This window comes from Blautia sp. St.27G3 (assembly GCF_059728505.1).
In genome coordinates this window covers 133,733-151,384 of record NZ_BAAGFO010000001.1, presented here as the reverse complement: position 1 = coordinate 151,384, position 17,652 = coordinate 133,733, and the positions used below count along the sequence as shown (strand labels likewise).

The following is a 17,652-nucleotide window of genomic DNA, read 5'->3' as shown; positions in this document are numbered from 1 at the left end:
ACCTGTATAGTTAGATAGTCCGTGCAGCCGGGGAGTTAGCGGTGCCCTGAACCTGCAATCCGCTACAGCAGGGGTGATGCCGAACTGAGGGCGTTCTGTTGTAGAGCTGCCCCTGATAAGTGATGTTGACATCTGGGTCTTGCGCAACAGGAATCCGTGAACCGTGTCAGGTCGGGAACGAAGCAGCACTAAGCGGAATCTCCTGTGTGCCGCAAGGCAGCCTGGATCGAGTTAACTGTCAGGGTAACGTCTATGGCATGCGTTCGAAGGGAGGCGCACGGATTTATCATGAAAGGATGTTTGAGATGGTCCCCATGCCGGAGATATCTGCAAGCGCAGATGAACGTTTTATGAAAGAGGCGCTCCGCCAGGCCAAAAAAGCATATGCACTGAAGGAAGTTCCAATCGGATGCGTGATCGTATACGAGAACGAGATTATCGCCCGCGGCTACAACCGCCGCAATACGGACAAAAATACCACCTCTCATGCTGAGATCAACGCAATTCGCCGGGCCAGCAAAAAGCTGGGCGACTGGCGTCTGGAAGGCTGCACGATCTATATTACGCTGGAACCGTGTCAGATGTGTGCCGGTGCGATTGTCCAGTCCCGGATTACACGCGCCGTCATCGGCAGCATGAATCCCAAGGCGGGCTGTGCCGGTTCTGTTCTCAATCTCCTTGAAATGGCTGAATTTAATCATCAGGTATTTGTGGAACGCGGTGTTTTAAAAGAACCGTGCAGTACGCTGCTTTCCGGCTTTTTCCGTGAGCTGCGAGAACAGAAAAAACTCTTAAAAGAAGCAGTTGACGAGTGAAAAACCGTGTTCTATAATAAAATACAGCAAATTTTATATGGAGATGTACCCAAGTGGCTGAAGGGTCCGCACTCGAAATGCGGTAGGCCGGCACTCCCGGTGCGAGGGTTCAAATCCCTCCATCTCCGCTTACGAATCACCGTAATCTATACAACGATTGCGGTGATTTTTCGTGGAAAAAATTTTCTATCAGATACTTATTGACAAATTTCTTTTTTATGTTATTCTGTTTTTAGAATTATTCTAATTCTTATATTTAAAACGTTTATGCGGTTAACAGGACAACTGTTTAGCTATCAACATTGAAACAGGCAGGAAAAATATCATGACGAAAAACGCCGCATATATCTTGGAAATGATCAATGCTTCCACAGATCATCTGACAGCGGAACAGATTTATCTCCAATTAAAAGAACAGAATAAAAAAACAGTTCTTGCCACTGTGTACAATAATTTATCTTCTTTATATGCACAGGGGCTTATCAGAAAGATTTCTGTTCCAGGCTATTCGGACCGCTACGATAAAATAAAACGGCATGATCATCTTGTATGTCAGAAATGCGGAAAACTGTCCGATATTACACTGGACGATCTCACAAAAAAGATCCAGGAGCAGACCCGCATTTCCATATTGTCCTATGACCTGAAAATCAATTATCTGTGCAGCGAATGCCAGAATCAAAATCATAATTTTTCATAACGAAGGGAGAACAAAAATGGAACAGAAAAACAACAAATACGCCGGAACACAGACGGAAAAGAATCTTGAGGCTGCTTTTGCAGGAGAATCTCAGGCCAGAAACAAGTATACGTATTTTGCCTCTGTGGCAAAAAAAGAAGGTTATGAGCAGATTGCCTCTCTTTTCCTCAAAACTGCTGACAACGAAAAGGAACATGCAAAACTGTGGTTCAAAGAGCTCAAAGGAATCGGCGACACCGCACAGAATCTTGCTGCAGCAGCAGACGGTGAAAACTACGAGTGGACAGATATGTACGAAGATTTTGCAAAGACCGCAGATGCTGAAGGTTTTCCGGAACTGGCCAAAAAATTCCGCATGGTCGGTGAAGTTGAGAAACACCACGAGGAGAGATACCGTGCACTTCTGAAAAATGTGGAAACCGCCGCTGTATTTGCCAAGAGTGAAGTAAAAGTATGGGAATGCAGAAACTGCGGACACATTATTGTGGGAACCAATGCCCCTGAAGTATGTCCGGTATGCAATCACCCACAGAGTTATTTTGAAATTCACGCAGAAAATTACTAGAGCTTATTCTAAATAACGTATGCATCACACATTACTGTGACATTAAAGGAGGCCGTACAGTTTACAAATTGTACGGCCCCGCTTTTTTTCGTTCCTTCAAATTTCCGGTTTTGCCTTCCATAAAAGCAGATGATTCTGAAACACTGTTTCCAGGTCCCCTCTGTCCTTCAGCCAGGAAAGATACGAACGGATGGTGCTTCCCACCAGAACATACTGTTCAAAATTCATGCTAAGCCCATAGGCCTCAAATATTTTCTGCAATATCTGCTCAAACGTCAATGCTTCCTGACAAATTTTAATCAGACGTTCTGCGATTTCATGTACTTTTTCCCGGTTATACTGTACAAGCTCCCTGACGTCTGCACACGCTTCTGCATGCGCCGGAACAAACATCGAAGCCTTCATGTTCTCCACCAAATCCAGTGTTTTTAAGTAAGCCTCCACATCGTAAATAAAAGAAATCGCATATTTATCCAGGGTTGCTCTGCTGCTGATACAATCTGCAAGAAATACCGTATCATCCGGTGTCCGAAATCCCACCATATCAAAAAAGTGCCCCGGCAAAGGAATGACTTCGAGTTCTTTCGGAAAATTTTCATCCGAAAAATCATGCACTTCGCTGCTCTGTGCCAGTAAAAATTTGTGACGCAGCTCTTTGCACGGATAGCCGCCGTATAGAAACGACGGTTCCAGAATCGGATACTGTGTAAAAGCTGCTTCAATTCCGCTGCCAAAAACCCTGCATCCAGTCTGACTTTGCAGATAACGGTTTCCGCCGATATGATCTGCATTGGAATGTGTATTCAGAATCCCTTTCAGCTGCCAGCCGTTCTTTTCCAGTATCTGCCGTACCTTCCTGCCGGCATCCTTGTCATTCCCACTGTCAATCAGATAGACCTGATTTACATTTGTAACGTAAACTCCTATTTTTGCAGGACAGTTGATATAAAAAGTCTGTTCACTGATCTGTACCAATTCATACATAAATGTACCCTCCTGTTATTCCTTCTGCATCTGTACTACAAAACGGGCGCCCGCATTTTCATACAGAGTGCCCGCTTTTATCTATCGTTTATCCAATTCTTACACTGTCCCGGACAGTTTTTGCCTCATACAGCAGTGCATCTGCCCGCTCTACCATAGTTGGCATCTCTGCAGGCCCGTATGCTCCGCCGATGCTGACGGAAAATCCGAGTTCCGAATACTCTTCCATTACAAGCTTACTTACCCGTTCCCGTATCAGTTCGAGCTTTGCTTCAAAAATTTCGCGCGGAATTGACCGGAATGCAACAATAAACTCATCCCCGCCAAAACGCACAGTGGCGTCAGAACTTCGCACACAGGAAAGAATTGTCTTGGTGATAAGCCGCAGTGCGATATCACCAACCTGATGGCCATGTGAATCATTGATCAACTTAAAATGATCCACATCCAGCATAGCCACTGCATCCACACATGCAAGGCCTTTTAACTGGTCCTCATAATAACGCCTGTTGTATATTCCTGTCACAGGATCTATGTACAGCTTTTTGTTATGGCTCGAAATGGATTCCACCAGATCTTTCTTTCCATACGCACTGATCAGCGTCTCATCTGTCAGCTTTGATACCATTTCCAGAGAAAACGGTTTTCCCTCTATTTCCACGTACATAGCAATCACATGGTAGATATCTTCGCCCACAAATTCAAACTTTGTTACTTTGTTCTTTCTCGCAAAAACCTTTGCGGAAATACAGTCCTCACAATGCTTCACCTTTTTCCACAATGCATAGCATTGATATGGTTCTTTATGCAGTTCACCATTATCATCAACCACATATTGCTCGTTTATCTCGGCATCCACAAATCGTACCATATCAAACACAAAACTCAGGTTCCGGACAAGCTCTTTCACCTCCGCTTTGTTCAGCGTAAAGTAACCTCTTTCGTACTCTTTCGAAAGGCTTGCCGTCATAGCATAGGAAACAGCGGCCTCTCTTCCTTCCTGCACACGTTCGTATTCCTCATGAATATCAAAAATCCGTCCAATAAGACCCATGTATTCAGGCTCTTCTGTCTCAGTCCACATGGTCTGACATACGCACCTGCACAGCTTCAGGCTGCCTCCTATCATCATTTTGCAGTCCAGCTGAACCATAGGGTCTTTCGGCGTTGCCCGTTTTACACGGGTTAAGAGCCGATCCACAATCTCCTCATGGAGCTCGCCTCGCTCAGGGACATTTTTCAGCGGATCAATGACTGTCTCAGCAAGCCCGAGCTGTCTTGCACTAAATTCGGTCATAGAAAGGATTGGCGGCGTATTCATATAAGTAAAAACAATTTCCTCACATGCATTTGCAAGGAACTGAAATTTTGTCCGTTCACATTCGAGAAGCCGAAGCACACGTTCGGAAGCAACTAATTCTTCCTGCTGCAGCAATTCCTTGGTCATCGTCTGCATTTCTTCCTTGGTGCGCTGACTCAGAGAATTATTCTGCAATTCCTTTCGAATCACCTCTCCAAGCTCACTTAAACACTCAAGTAACAATGGACTGAACGCGCCACACTGCCCATCCAGAATCATCTGCAATGCAACGTCATGTGAAAACGCTTTCTTATAACAACGCTCACTTGTAAGCGCATCATAAACGTCAGCCAGCGCTACAATCTGCGCAGAAATCGGAATTTCTTCGCCCTTTAGATGATCCGGATATCCGCCTCCGTCATATCGTTCATGATGCCAGCGGCAAATCTCATATGCTGTTTTAACGAGAGGCTCCTTCTGATAAAAAGGAAGCTCAGCCAGCATTGAAGCTCCAATGACAGAATGACCCTTCATCACTTCAAATTCTTCTGCGGTCAATCTGCCCGGTTTGTTCAGAATCTCATCCGGAATCGAAATTTTACCGATGTCATGCAATGCTGACGCTGTACCGATCAATGCAATATCACTTTTCTTCAGATGATAGCGATCCGTCTTCTGTACCAGATGCTTCAGCAAAAGCTCCGTCAACGTACTGATATGCAGCACATGCAGTCCGCTCTCGCCATTTCGAAATTCCACAATATGGCTCAGAATCGTAACCATGAGATTGTTACTCTTTTCTTTCTCATGGATCTGTTCCGCTACCATATCGGTCAGTTTTCTCTGCTTTGCATAAAGCATGATCGTATTTGAAACACGCCGATGTACGACTGCTGCGTCAAAAGGACGGCTGATATAATCCGTAGCGCCAAATTCGTATGCCCGGTCAATATACGACGGCGAGGTCTCTGAGGATATCATGATAACCGGCACATCGTCAATCCAGTGATAACGGTTCATGTAGGCAAGTACTTCAAACCCGTCCATCTCCGGCATCACAATATCAAGAAGTACCAGGGACAGTTCTGCCGCATGCTCCTGCAGCACAGAGATCACCTGTGCTCCATTCTCCACTTCTATAATATCAAATTCATCCTCGAGCATTTCTGCAAGCAGCTCACGGTTCATCTCCGTATCATCTGCAATCAATATCTTATATTTAGCTCTATGATTACTCATAAAATCTGCACCTCTTTGTATCCCCCTTGTTCTTTCCTAAAACCCGTTTCTGGTCACAGATTAATAATTTGTCTAAATTTTAATATACTTGATTTCACCTTTTTATGCAAGTATTTCTAAACCCATTCCGCCTTTTTCTGTCGTTTTTAGCCGTATTAATTAAAATAAACAAGATCCTCATCCGGCGGCCCTGTTAATTCATACGTTTCCCCATACAAAACAGGTCCTACCTCTCCGTAATCCTTCACAAACTCATATTTCACAGTGGCTGTCAGCCATATCCACTGACGCGATTTCAACTGATCTGCAAAAGCACTTTTACAGATATAACCGACAAAACGAATGTCGTCGGCACAGCACGTCATGGCATTGCGTCCAGGCACAAAAACACCGTCCGGAAAATGACGGTTTTTCATGACCTTGGCGCGGAAGCGAACCTTTTTTCCTGCATAGCGGTCCTGCGCCTCAAACGCATCCAGATACCAAAGCCCATAATCAATATCCTCAATCTGGATTACATCTGCATTCAGATCATAAGGCGGCTGGTCCATACCAGGATCAATCGGTTCTCCTTCTTCATCCTCGAAATACACCATTGCCCGCGGATTCAGACCGCGCACAGTCCGGCGGAAGGACTGCAACTCCATCTCTTCCGTACACCGGTTAAATACAACCATCTCTGTGTATAAAAACAGATTGCTCAAAATGCTCCGCATGTTATTCAGATACACAGAAAATGTACTGCCATCCACGACTGTAATGACCTGCGCAATGTCAAGCTCGTACGGCATCTCATTCCCAAACAGCCATTTACAGTCCCACATGCCGTTCATCTCAATAAAAATTCGCTTCGGTCTGTAATGTTTCAGGCACATTTTCAAAAAATCCACATGAAACTCTGCCTCTTCCTCCACGGTAATCACAGAAATGTTCATCTCCGCCAGCATTTTTTCATCGTACTCTTCCTCTCCCTCTTCGCAGAGAATCAAAAGCCCGCACTGTCCATCGTCAAAATCTCCGCCTGTGAGCACATCCGAAAGAAACGTCGTTTTACCGCCTTCCAGAAAACCTGTAATCAGATAAATCGGTATCTGCTGCATTGCTCTCCCCTCTTTCTATTCACAATAAATTTGCAATAATTTACAGGCCAAACAGTTCCGTCAGGGCCTCCTCCTGCAACTTAGAACCAATCACGCAAAGTCTTCCCGTATAATCGGGAGCCCCTGTCCGGATTTCATACTCCCCCGGAACCATATCAAAATGAATCCAGCTTCCGTCCTCACACGGAACCATTCCTTTCGCCCGCAGCACAATCCCATAAGCTTCTGAATCACTCAGTGTTTTCAAAATACGTTCCACTTCATCCTTGTCATACTGCCTCGGCGTCTCTCTTCCCCAGGAAGTAAACACCTCATCTGCATGATGGTGGTGGTGATGGTCGTGATGATGGTCGCAGCTACAATGCTCCTCATGATCGTGATGGTGGGCATGACCACAGGCCTCATCGTGGTCATGGTGATGCTCGTGTTCACAGCCACAAGCCTCGTCATGGTCATGGTGGTGCTCGTGTTCACAGCCACAAGCCCCGTTGTGATCATGGTGATGCTCGTGCGCCTCCTTCATCAGCATCTGCGCCAGCACATCACTGCCTTCCATCGCATGCAGGATCTGCTCCCCTGACAACTTGTCCCACGGCGTTGTCACAACCGTTGCCGCCGGATTCTTTTCACAGATCATTTCTGCGGCCTTCAGCTGTTTTTCTTCAGAAAGCTTCTGTGTACGGCTCAGTATCACGGTTGCCGCACTCTCTATCTGGTCATTATAGAACTCGCCAAAGTTTTTCATATACATTTTTATCTTAGATGCATCTGCCACTGTGGTCAGAGCATTGAGTACCAGCCCGGCTTCCTCTGCCGCGTCCTCCACAGCTTTTTTCACATCAGAAAGTTTCCCCACTCCGGACGGCTCGATGATGATGCGATCCGGTGAGAATTTCTGTGTCACTTCCCGAAGCGCCTTGCTGAAATCTCCAACAAGAGAGCAGCAGATGCACCCCGAATTCATCTCCGTAATGTTAATCCCAGCATCCTTCAGAAAGCCTCCGTCAATTCCAATCTCTCCAAATTCATTTTCAATCAGTACAATTTTCTGACCTGCAAAGACTTCCTGAATCAGCTTTTTGATCAGCGTTGTCTTTCCAGCGCCAAGAAAGCCCGAAATAATATCTACCTTCGTCATGATACCCCTTCTTTCTTACCATTCCTAATCTCAGTATACCCAATGCAGCACACATTTATCTGTGCGCATCGAACGGCTGCCAGGCTGTCTGTATCAAAATGTTGCAACAAACACCCTCTGTTACTAATAAAATATAGTACAACAATTTCACCTGCAAGTCAATTACAGCAAACAGGCATACTCAGGCCAAATTTCAGGATTGGAGAGTCCTTGTAGATGAAAGCATTTGCTTTTTTAAAGGTCGCCTTCAACTATTCTGATATCACAGCAAATTTCTTGCCGCCCGGCGCCTTTCGCATCCGAATCACATACACTGGAATCAGAGGAACAAGAGCTGCAATCCAGGCGCCCGGATCGCACAGGCAAATACCTGCGAAGCCATACGGTCCTGCCAGAAGCGTTACCATGATTGCACGGGCGATCAGTTCAAACACGCCTCCAAGCATTGGAAACAGGCCGTCTCCCATCCCCTGAAGCGTATTGCGGTAAACAAAGATCAGTCCAAGCAGCGGATAGCACCACGTTGTCAGATGAAACATGGTTGTACTGATCTCCAGAATCTCCCCGGTCGGATCTTTCACAAAAAATCCAGTGGCCGCACCGCCGCAAAAGAACATGAGAAGCCCGCAAATCACACTGCCTGCAACTGTGATTACAGTCGCATAGCGAACACCCTGCCGGATTCTGTCCCATTTTCCGGCCCCCATATTCTGGCCAACATACGTAGCAAGCGTGATGCCGATCGACGGAAAAAGCTGCGTTACAATATTTGCCACTTTACCACACGCCGAATAAGCCGCAATGTAGGCTGGTCCAAGCAGATTAACCGCAGACTGCACCATCATCGTTCCAATTGCCGTAATGGAGAACTGCAGTCCCATCGGGATTCCCATCATCAGAAGCCTTCCTGCGCTGCGCCATGAAAAACGCCTCTCCCCACGCTGTGCGCGCAAAACCGGATACTTTCTGTATACATAAAAAAAACACGACGCTACTGATACACTCTGTGACACCACCGTGGCGTACGCGGCTCCCGCCACACCAAGCGGAAGCACTGCTACAAACAGAAGATCCAGAAAAATATTCAAAACAGAAGATACCATAAGAAAAATCAGCGGCGTCCGGCTGTCTCCGAGCGCACGGCTGATACTGAACAGCATATTGTAGGCAATCGTCACCGGAAGCCCTGCGAAAATAATGTCAATATATTGCTTCGTGTCTGTAAAAATTTCATCCGGCGCATTCATCATCCGCAGAATCCACCCATTTGCGGCCAGAAGCCCTGCCGTGAGCAGGAGCGCCATTGCAGCGCACAGATAAACAGACATCACCGTATAATGGCGCAGCCTTTTTTCATCGGAGGCTCCAAAACTCTGTGCCAGAAGAATCCCAAATCCACTGGCCATCCCATTTACCCAGCCAAACACAAGAAAGGTCAGCGTTCCGGTCATCCCCACCGCCGCCAGTGCATTTACACCAAGAAACTGACCTACAATCACAGAATCCACCAGGTTGTAAACATTCTGAAACACATTGCCGATCAGTACCGGAATGGTAAACAAGATCATAAGCCGAAGCGGACTTCCATTTGTCATATCATTTTTCATAGAATTTCAGCCCTTTTTTCTCTATCTTATTTTTTATATTTACTTTTTTATTTTTGCTCGGTTTTCCAGCCCAATCTATCGTTTTTGTTTGGGTATGGAGACAGACTTTTCGGTAAACAGAACAATGATTGCAGCGCCGAGCAGACCTGCTGCCGTGGCGATTCCCACCATCACATTTACACCCGCCATGTCAATCAGGCTGCCCCCCAGGAAAGACGCAAACACACTGCCCAGCGTACATGTCATCGCCATATAAGCCTGTCCTTTAATCGCATCCTCTTCTCGTACGGTCTGATTCGCATAATAAACCGGTGCGACAGCCAGCAGGCCCCATCCGAACATCTGGAAAATTTGAATAAAGTAAAACAACGTCAGAGATGGCACAAGTAGCGTTGCCGCAGCCTTCAGCGTGATAAAAACTCCGCACACCTTATACCAAGTGCCACTCTCTGCTTTTTTCAGCATGTAAGAAAAGAAAAACAGAGTCGGAAGCTCCATGCATGCACACAGTGACATGACCAGCCCGTTCTCAGCACTCCCGCCGCCCTTGGACTGTATAATTTGATACAAAAATGTATTGATCAGATGGTGGCTGAGATACAAAAGCGTTGTACCGGCCAGAACGGCTGTAAAACGCGGATACTTTTTCAGAAATGAGGTCTGTACTGTACTACCGTTTTCTGTGCGATCGCCCTGTTCTTCCAGTTCCGGCCTCCTGCTTTTCTGAAACGGATAAATCATGACCGTAACCAGCAGCAGCACGTAACACACGAAAATCGAAACCGGAATAGATACAATTCCTGCTTTTGCCACCAAAATGCCCAATATGTAAGATACTGCGGCGTATGCAGCCGAACCAATTCCCCTTGCCAAGCCCCAGTTCAGTTTTTTCCCCTGACTGATCATTTCCGTTCCGAGAGAGTTCACAAACGGAAGCAAAAATTGCAGAAGAACGACACATCCGCCATAAAATAACCCGGTCAACATAACAGATCTTTGTGAAAAGGCCAGAAGCAGCACAGTTAGTATTGCTGCCACCACACATCCTGCGCTCACTATTGTTTTCAGTGATATGGCAGAGGGACGGTCCGCATAGTCTGCCACAAACGGCTGTGCCGCTGCTGCCACAATTCCCGCAACTGCCAGAATCATTCCAATCTGCGCGCTCGTCAGTCCACATTCCAGCAGATAAACACTGGAAAATCCCACAATACCCGCATAGTTCATCCAGAAAAAGACCATAATCAGCGAATAACAAAGAGTAAGTCCCTTTCCCGTTCTTTTCATTTTGAATGTTCCTCCCTCAATTTCAAACGATATGCAAGCGGCGTAACGGAAAATGCCTCGCGGAACATTTTTCCGAACCGACTGCTACTACCAAAGCCACAGGCCAGCGCAATGTCCGCAACGGTATCCTCTCCCGATGCCAGCAGTTCTGCCGCCCGTTCAAGTCGCCAGCTCCGGATATACTGCACCGGCGTCATATGCAGATACTCCTGAAAGCTTCGGTAACACTCACGCTCACTGCAATGACCCGCTTTTGCAAGATCCGTGATATCAATCTTTTCACTGTAATGGTCATAGATATACGACAGTATATTTTTAATCGCCCCATCGTCTGTCTGGCCCAACTTTTCTGGAGCCTTAGGCGGGCAGATTTCCAGAAACCGAAGCCAGATTTCCGATAAAGCGGCCCGAAGATGAAACTCATACCCATAAGAAGACGCCTGTAATTCAAAAGATCTTCGAAGCAGCTCCACAACCTCTGCCTCCCCCTTCACATCCGGACGCAGTATAAGCACCCCCTGCCCTGCCGCATCCAGAAACGGCGATACGTATTTCTGATCAATCAGACTGCCTGCCCCGCCTGACAAAAAAACCGGCTCAAACAGATGGAGCAGCGCAAGATTGTGATGGCATGCTTCGGGCAGGGCAGTTCTATGTAGTACACTGGCTCCCAGGAATCCACAACAGCCTTCCGCAATCACAAACTTTCCTCCCGGAGTAAAATATTCAACAGAACCTTTTTCCATATAGAACAACTCCACCGATCTGTGCCAGTGCCACGGTGCTTCCATCCGAAATCCTTTATCCATTTTGGAGCAGATTGCATAATATGGAAATTTCTTCGTAAAGCCCGGCATATATTGTTCCCGCGTTCCGCCCTGGTACAAAAGCTGATCTACAATATCCATTAGCTGCCTCCTCACTCTTCTTGTTTCCGAATGAATATATTTGTTTTCCGCCATCCCAATCCTTTCAGGATTATCTGCTGAAAACGGATTTTCTCCTGATTTTTACTACTTTTTTTCTGCATTATTATACGCAATACCTTTTGTTTTGTATATCTCTTTTCTGCCATGAAATATCCTTTTTCTGCCCCATTCTCGGTTACAACGACGTTGTCTGCCTGGACTGGACGCTTGGCCTGACCCAGATCATGGACGGCGAACAGGTGCTTGCTGAAAAATTGGAAACGTAGACAAAACCCTGTATCTTTGCTGCATAAAACTAATCTCAAGCCCCACCAGCTTACTGCGGGGTATTTCACTTGCGTAGCAGCTCCCGCATCTCCCCCACCGTCATTCCCGTACTCTTTTTGAATACCTTATAAAAGTACGTCCGCGACGGATATCCGACGCGGCTGCCGATATCCTTTACGGTAAAATCCCCGTTTATAATCAACTCTATCGCATGTTCGACACGAATATCGGTCAGAACTTCCACAAAGCTTTCCATTGTTTGATGTTTCAGCAGACGGCTCAGATAAAACGGGCTGACCCCCACGATCTTTGCCACATCCTCCAGGGAAAGATCCTCCATGTAATTCCTTTCCATATAAAGCAGCGCTTCCTGTACGTATCTCTTTCGGATATCCTGACTGTCTGTTTCCTTTTTTTCTTCCTTTAAAAAATGCGGGACTGCCTCAAACAATGCATCCGGCGTTCGGCACTCCCCAACCTGCCGCCACACTCTCTTTGCAAAAAGGCTCTCCGATGTCCCCTCAAAATAACCCGGATCCAGCCGCCGCTTACATTGCAGGATCAGCCGGAAAATCCATAGCTGCAGTGTTCTGCTCTGTCTCATATTGGCTGATTCTTCCGCGTATCTCAGCTTCCAATTCGCTCCACGCTCCGCCTGCCGCCAGCTGTTCCAGCCCTTCCAGAGCGCCCTCAAGCACGCCCAGTTCCTTTTCTTTTCCCGCTGCCTCAAAAAAATGCAGGGTACTGCCTTCCTGATTCCGCAGTGCAATTTGGCACTCGTAAAACGCCTCCGACATTTTTTCAAATTCATATTTCCAGCTGCTCACACCGAACACACAATGGCATCCCGCCTCATCCTCCACCGTCTTTTTCAGCAGATCTCCCACCCATTCCTGATAGTGAGACGTATGAACTGTCGCCCCGGGAATCAGAAACAGATACAAAATTTCCTTTTTCGGTCGCACCAGGCACGTACAGTAGCGTGTGACTGCCTGCTCAATCGCCTCCCGGGCCGCTGCCGGGCAAAACTTTGCATCGCCGACAGAAGCCGCCGCCACCATCACGCCGCCGAAATAGTCGCCGTTCAAATGCTCAAATAAGACTGCAAATTCCTCCTCATTCGGGCTTCCCAGAAAAATGGAGGACATAATCTCTGCTTCTGCAACCTTGCGGAGCTGTTTCAGCTTCTGGGAGGAATTTTCTGCTCTGGCGTCTTTCTGTCTTTCTTTTTCAATCGTCTGCAGCACACGTCCAAACGCTTCTCTAAATTTCTGCTCATCCATCGGTTTCTGAAGATAGTCCGACGCTCCCAGCACAAGCGCTTTTTTTATATAATCGAAATCATGATAAGCTGTATTTATTATCACCTTTGTATCCATTGATTTCATACGCAGAATTTCGACTGCTTCCAAACCGTTCAGGCCGGGCATATTAATATCCACAATCGCAATATCCGGCTGCTGTTCCCTCACACTTTGAATCAGATCCACGCCGCTTGCCACACTTGGCAAAAGCTCGACATTTGAAAAAAAGGTCCGTATCATCCGTTCCAGCCCTCTGCACTCAATTACTTCGTCATCTGCAATAATCACCCGATACATGTTCCGTCTCCTCTTCTTTTACCGGAAGCAGGATACGTACTTCCGTCTCCTGCCCCGGTTCGCTGTACAGTTCTATTTTCATCTCATCATGGAAAACATTCTCAAGCCGCATATACACATTGCCAAGGCCGATTCCCTCTTCTGCATTCCAGCCCTCGCCAAGCCTTTTCCTCTCTTGTTCCAGTTTTTCCGATTCCAGCCCCACACCATTGTCAATCACAGATAATATGCCCATCCCTTCTGATTCCTGATACCGCGTGCGAATCAAAATTCTTCCGCCGCTCTGATACATCCCCACGCCATGGCTGACCGCATTTTCCACCAGAGGCTGCAGAATCAGACAGGGAATCTGTATATGATGGAAGCGCTCATCCAGATCAAACTCAAATTCAATCCGATCCCCAAACCTTTTTTCCTGCAAACAGATATAGCAGTCCAGAATTTCCAGTTCTCGTGCAAGCGTAACGGATTTCCCCATGTAATCCAGGCTGTACCGCAGAAGCTCCGCTGTCTTCTGCAGCAGAAAAACAGTCTCCTGCACATCTCCGAGATACGCTGTTTTTGCAATCATATTCAGCGTATTAAAGAGGAAATGCGGGTTCATCTGCATCTGAAGCACCTTCAGTTCGCTCGATCTGAGCTGGTTTGTAATTTTCAGATTCTCCAGTTCCTTCACATGAAGCTCTGCCTTCGCCTCCGCGGCCTCTGTCGTGGCCCGAAACTGTTCCTGAATTTTATCCAGCATTTTATTAAATACCGCAATCAATACGCTAAGCTCCTGACTGTCGGCCTCCGGAATGTCCACTGCAGTATACTGCGCCATATCTCCATCCCGGATTTCAGCCGCCGCTTCTGTCAGCTTCTGAATCGGATCCGCAATTTTGTCTGCAAGCCTGCGTCCCTTTGCAATGCTGAGCACGGTCAGAAGCAGAATCGCAGCCGCAAATTCGATCTGATACCGCAGCTTTTTCTGTCTCAAAACTCGCATCCGCTCACTCGCAAAGCCCAGCAGGCTCACATGAAGATTTTTAAACTCCTGATCAATCTGTTCAAAAATTTCCTGCGACTGCTCATAGGACTGAAGCATCTGCGCCAAAAGCTTTGATATGAATTCCTCTTTTCGATTCTCAATATACTGATCCTTAATCCCTGCGGAAATCTCCGCGTAGGAATAAAGCATTTCCCGCACATCCTGCACATCACGCACAAATACCTGGCTCACCGCATGTTCCCCAAGTCCTTCCAGGCACTGTTTTGCCTCTTCCACTGCTATGCAAAACCCCTGAAACAACTCGTCTTCCCCGCTGCGCACATAGGTGCTCAGATTATGGTTGGCTTCCTCCAGACTGACATAAAACTGATTCAGGCTCTGTACCTGTGCCATCGCCATCTCGTACTGACCCACATTCAGCCTGTGGAAAGCCACAGAAAACAAATCCAGAAAAACTGCTGCCCCGATTACCATAAACAGATAACGGTACATGTTTTTCCGTATCGTATTCTGCCTGATACTTCTCAATAAATATGCCATATTGCTTCTCCATCCCCATAACGGCTCATCTCTTCGTAATTCTCCGGCTGCAGGCACTCAATTTCCACATAACAGTCTTCATACTTCCTTTGCTCCTCCATAGCTTGTTTTAGCATTTGTGCAGCCTGTCTGCCCAGCCCCTCTGTATCCTGTTGTATGTTTACATCAATCAGCCCGTTTTTCAGAAACTCCTGTACATAAATATCTCCATCAAACCCGACAAGCTTCACTGTGTCATACTTCTTAGCCGCCTCGCTCTTCAGCCTGCCCATGCACAGCGTCCCATATCCCTCTGCGCAGAAAATTCCGTTGATCTCCGGATGTTCCTCCAGGATTCGGACCACTTCATCGCGAATATAAATTTCATTTGAATTTCCCTCCAGAATATCTGCAATTTCCATTCCTGCATTTTCTTCCATAATCTCCTGAAATCCTTTTACCCGCTGAATCTGGTTGCAGTTATCCATATTTGAAACAATAACCAATATGTTTCCGCTTGCTTTACATGCGGCCGTCATATCCCGTCCGGCCTGCTTTCCCGCCGCATAGTTATCCGCCCCCACATAACAGCTCCGCCTGCTGCTCTCCATATCGGTATCCACCAGCACAACCGGAATGCCTGCCTCCTCTGCCTGTGCAATAACACGCTTTACATCCGGTGTATCCTTAATTCCTGCTGTAATAATCCCGTCCACGCCAGACCAGATGGCGCTCTCAACTGCCTCCACCTGTTTTACGGGCTCCGGTTCCCGAAAAGAGACGCACTTTACATCCATTCCGTCCGTTTCCGCAGCCTTTACAATCTCCTCTGCAATTCTCGTCCAATATCCGGGATCTCCATTGGGCGCGATAAAAGTAATCCTCTTTTCCCGCTCTGAATAATACGCTTCCTGTATCTGAAAAGCTTCCAAAAAACCGCCCGCCAGAACGGCAACCACCGCGCACGCCAGTATCTTCCTTTTATCCACTTTGCACCTCCTTCTGCATGGAAGCAGACATTCTCTTTCCTGAATACGCCTGAATCAGACAGCCGCGCAGGTAAAAATTTTTTTCTTCATCATACCATATCTGGTCTGCAACAACAAAGGGGCTGCTGCACACCTACTGCCCTTTCAGACACATCGCACAACAAGCCCCTCTTTACTTTCCTATTTATTCCTGCTTTTTATTTCCACAATGTCGTTGTTACATAATCTCTGATTACCTGCGGCCAGTTAAACCAGTCGTGCATACCCGGAACAATCTTCGTACCCTTTCCGCCATTGTACGTAACGCTGCATGCATCAAGCTTCTCTGCAAAGCTTACGACCATAACATCTTCGTCTGACCCATAGTTTTCCCTATCGTTTACGCAGTAATCTGCCCAGCCGCCGGACAGATAGATATTTACATCGTCATACATACTGTAATCTTCAAGCTCCGGCCATGCATACGTTGCGGAACAGCTGAACAGTCCGAAATATGCGAAATCTGAAGGATTACTTACCAGCAGATTACCTGTAACAACTGCTCCGGAAGACAGGCCTGCAAAAGCTCGGTCCTTTGCGTCTTTGGATACGTTGTAATTCTCTTCTACATATGGGATCAGATGGTTCATAATATTATCTGTGTATTTCTCAGCATCCCATTCAATCCACCATCCGCCTGACGGATATACTGCATTATTCATTGTTACCATAATAAACGGCTCACATGCGCCTTCTGCAGTCAGACGGTCCACAATCTTTCCTGCATGGCCCTGATAAAACCAGTCGCCCTCGTCTCCACCGCCGCCATGTGACAGGTACAGAACCTTATACGGCTCCTTACGGTCTGCATCATAGCCTGCCGGAAGATAAATCTCTGCATTTTGATCTCCGTCAACACCAGCGTAGGTAAATCCCTCCAGGCTTCCTCTGTCCTCTTCTTTTTCTGCCGGCTGGCACCATGACCAGTCGTCCGCCAAATCCTGTTTCTCGCTGTCGTACGGTACATAGAACTGGCTTCTTACCTGCTTTGCACCCAGCTCATTGCATGCCGGAAGGTTTACCGGATCCGTAACTACCTCATAATTTTCCTTATTCTCCGCATCCTCAAATACCTGATATACATACAGATAATATCCGCCCGGGAGATCTACGGAGTATGTCCATGCACCGCTCTTCTCATCCTTTACCATATCTGCGATGTAGCCTTCATCTCCGCCATGGACAAGCCCCTTGCCCTTTTCCCAGTCTTCCGGATTCACAAGATAATTCTCTACCGCATCTCCCTCTTCCAGGTTAATTCCGCCGCAGTATACTTTTTCGTCTTCATCATAATAAAACTGGAAACCGCCCTTGATCTGTACCTTTGCGGCGTCCTCATTATAATATTTGAAGGTTGCCGTATAACCCGTTTTGGAATTTTCGTTTTCCTCAACAAAAACCCCCGCGTCTTCTGGTATCGCTTCCCCGGCCATAACACCCATTCCCATAGCTGCCAGAAGCGCCAGCGAGGCACTGCCTGTTATTACTGTTTTTCTTACAAGATTTTTCTTCATACATGCTTCCTCCTGTTTTTTCTTCCCACGAAAGTACACATCAGCTAGACATGCCGACTGTATCCCCT

At 46.9% G+C, this 17,652-nt stretch carries 15 protein-coding genes, 1 tRNA gene and 1 other RNA gene; 5 read left to right on the top strand and 12 right to left on the bottom strand.

Annotated elements, in window-relative coordinates:
* The first annotated feature begins 19 nt into the window (after nt 1–19).
* The 5 genes from ffs to rbr all read left to right on the top strand — a co-directional run bounded on the left by ffs (nt 20) and on the right by rbr (nt 2,080).
* Nucleotides 20–281, top strand: an RNA gene (ffs, locus tag AC6I2O_RS00620) — signal recognition particle sRNA large type.
* A gap of 33 nt (nt 282–314) precedes the next feature.
* Nucleotides 315–815, top strand: coding sequence for a tRNA adenosine(34) deaminase TadA (gene tadA / locus AC6I2O_RS00615; RefSeq protein ID WP_120393252.1), 501 nt, complete (start codon nt 315–317; stop codon nt 813–815).
* 39 nt (nt 816–854) lie between these two features.
* Nucleotides 855–943 (top strand) — tRNA-Ser (locus AC6I2O_RS00610).
* Nucleotides 944–1,140: 197 nt separating this feature from the next.
* On the top strand, nt 1,141–1,515 hold the full coding sequence (locus tag AC6I2O_RS00605; protein ID WP_497741520.1) for a Fur family transcriptional regulator: 375 nt from the start codon (nt 1,141–1,143) through the stop codon (nt 1,513–1,515).
* A gap of 16 nt (nt 1,516–1,531) precedes the next feature.
* Nucleotides 1,532–2,080: a rubrerythrin gene (gene rbr / locus AC6I2O_RS00600; protein ID WP_120393194.1), complete on the top strand. Its 549-nt coding sequence runs from the start codon at nt 1,532–1,534 to the stop codon at nt 2,078–2,080.
* A gap of 96 nt (nt 2,081–2,176) precedes the next feature.
* On the opposite strand, the gene AC6I2O_RS00595 is transcribed toward rbr, so the two are convergent.
* From AC6I2O_RS00595 to AC6I2O_RS00540, 12 genes are all read right to left on the bottom strand, one after another.
* Nucleotides 2,177–3,064 (bottom strand): MBL fold metallo-hydrolase, encoded by an 888-nt coding sequence (locus tag AC6I2O_RS00595; protein ID WP_120393195.1) that lies wholly within the window; start codon nt 3,062–3,064, stop codon nt 2,177–2,179.
* An 88-nt stretch (nt 3,065–3,152) separates the two neighbouring features.
* Entirely contained in the window at nt 3,153–5,603 is a 2,451-nt protein-coding gene (locus AC6I2O_RS00590) for an HD domain-containing phosphohydrolase (protein WP_497741519.1), read from the bottom strand.
* Between the two features lie 155 nt (nt 5,604–5,758).
* The gene (locus AC6I2O_RS00585; RefSeq protein WP_497741518.1) at nt 5,759–6,703 is read right to left on the bottom strand and encodes a TIGR03943 family putative permease subunit; all 945 of its coding nucleotides are present in this window, start codon (nt 6,701–6,703) and stop codon (nt 5,759–5,761) included.
* A gap of 40 nt (nt 6,704–6,743) precedes the next feature.
* The gene (locus AC6I2O_RS00580; RefSeq protein WP_497741517.1) at nt 6,744–7,841 is read right to left on the bottom strand and encodes a CobW family GTP-binding protein; all 1,098 of its coding nucleotides are present in this window, start codon (nt 7,839–7,841) and stop codon (nt 6,744–6,746) included.
* A 251-nt stretch (nt 7,842–8,092) separates the two neighbouring features.
* Nucleotides 8,093–9,448 carry an MATE family efflux transporter gene (locus AC6I2O_RS00575; RefSeq protein ID WP_120393199.1) on the bottom strand — a complete coding sequence of 452 codons (1,356 nt, stop codon included), beginning with the start codon at nt 9,446–9,448 and terminating at the stop codon, nt 8,093–8,095.
* Nucleotides 9,449–9,523: 75 nt separating this feature from the next.
* Nucleotides 9,524–10,735, bottom strand: coding sequence for an MFS transporter (locus AC6I2O_RS00570; RefSeq protein WP_497741516.1), 1,212 nt, complete (start codon nt 10,733–10,735; stop codon nt 9,524–9,526).
* Entirely contained in the window at nt 10,732–11,643 is a 912-nt protein-coding gene (locus tag AC6I2O_RS00565) for an AraC family transcriptional regulator (RefSeq protein WP_497741515.1), read from the bottom strand. The genes AC6I2O_RS00570 and AC6I2O_RS00565 overlap by 4 nt, the downstream gene beginning before the upstream one ends.
* A gap of 352 nt (nt 11,644–11,995) precedes the next feature.
* The gene (locus AC6I2O_RS00560) at nt 11,996–12,535 is read right to left on the bottom strand and encodes a helix-turn-helix transcriptional regulator (RefSeq protein ID WP_497741514.1); all 540 of its coding nucleotides are present in this window, start codon (nt 12,533–12,535) and stop codon (nt 11,996–11,998) included.
* Nucleotides 12,480–13,532 carry a response regulator gene (locus AC6I2O_RS00555; RefSeq protein ID WP_497741513.1) on the bottom strand — a complete coding sequence of 351 codons (1,053 nt, stop codon included), beginning with the start codon at nt 13,530–13,532 and terminating at the stop codon, nt 12,480–12,482. The genes AC6I2O_RS00560 and AC6I2O_RS00555 overlap by 56 nt, the downstream gene beginning before the upstream one ends.
* Nucleotides 13,507–15,063 (bottom strand): sensor histidine kinase, encoded by a 1,557-nt coding sequence (locus AC6I2O_RS00550; protein ID WP_497741512.1) that lies wholly within the window; start codon nt 15,061–15,063, stop codon nt 13,507–13,509. Before AC6I2O_RS00550 ends, AC6I2O_RS00555 begins: the two co-directional genes overlap by 26 nt.
* Nucleotides 15,048–16,031: a sugar ABC transporter substrate-binding protein gene (locus AC6I2O_RS00545; protein ID WP_497741511.1), complete on the bottom strand. Its 984-nt coding sequence runs from the start codon at nt 16,029–16,031 to the stop codon at nt 15,048–15,050. The genes AC6I2O_RS00550 and AC6I2O_RS00545 overlap by 16 nt, the downstream gene beginning before the upstream one ends.
* A 197-nt stretch (nt 16,032–16,228) precedes the next feature.
* A complete protein-coding gene (locus tag AC6I2O_RS00540) occupies nt 16,229–17,584 on the bottom strand; it encodes an alpha/beta hydrolase (protein WP_497741510.1) in 1,356 nt (451 codons plus the stop codon).
* Nucleotides 17,585–17,652 lie beyond the last annotated feature (68 nt).

Excerpts from the sequence above, each read along its gene's own strand:
- AC6I2O_RS00590 (WP_497741519.1), bottom strand. The coding sequence starts at position 5,603 with ATGAGTAATCATAGAGCTAAATATAAGATATTGATTGCAGATGATACG.
- tadA (WP_120393252.1), top strand. The coding sequence starts at position 315 with ATGCCGGAGATATCTGCAAGCGCAGATGAACGTTTTATGAAAGAGGCG.
- AC6I2O_RS00595 (WP_120393195.1), bottom strand. The coding sequence starts at position 3,064 with ATGTATGAATTGGTACAGATCAGTGAACAGACTTTTTATATCAACTGT.
- rbr (WP_120393194.1), top strand. The coding sequence starts at position 1,532 with ATGGAACAGAAAAACAACAAATACGCCGGAACACAGACGGAAAAGAAT.
- AC6I2O_RS00565 (WP_497741515.1), bottom strand. The coding sequence starts at position 11,643 with ATGGATATTGTAGATCAGCTTTTGTACCAGGGCGGAACGCGGGAACAA.
- AC6I2O_RS00605 (WP_497741520.1), top strand. The coding sequence starts at position 1,141 with ATGACGAAAAACGCCGCATATATCTTGGAAATGATCAATGCTTCCACA.
- AC6I2O_RS00575 (WP_120393199.1), bottom strand. The coding sequence starts at position 9,448 with ATGAAAAATGATATGACAAATGGAAGTCCGCTTCGGCTTATGATCTTG.
- AC6I2O_RS00570 (WP_497741516.1), bottom strand. The coding sequence starts at position 10,735 with ATGAAAAGAACGGGAAAGGGACTTACTCTTTGTTATTCGCTGATTATG.
- AC6I2O_RS00550 (WP_497741512.1), bottom strand. The coding sequence starts at position 15,063 with ATGGCATATTTATTGAGAAGTATCAGGCAGAATACGATACGGAAAAAC.
- AC6I2O_RS00560 (WP_497741514.1), bottom strand. The coding sequence starts at position 12,535 with ATGAGACAGAGCAGAACACTGCAGCTATGGATTTTCCGGCTGATCCTG.
- AC6I2O_RS00540 (WP_497741510.1), bottom strand. The coding sequence starts at position 17,584 with ATGAAGAAAAATCTTGTAAGAAAAACAGTAATAACAGGCAGTGCCTCG.
- AC6I2O_RS00580 (WP_497741517.1), bottom strand. The coding sequence starts at position 7,841 with ATGACGAAGGTAGATATTATTTCGGGCTTTCTTGGCGCTGGAAAGACA.
- AC6I2O_RS00585 (WP_497741518.1), bottom strand. The coding sequence starts at position 6,703 with ATGCAGCAGATACCGATTTATCTGATTACAGGTTTTCTGGAAGGCGGT.
- AC6I2O_RS00555 (WP_497741513.1), bottom strand. The coding sequence starts at position 13,532 with ATGTATCGGGTGATTATTGCAGATGACGAAGTAATTGAGTGCAGAGGG.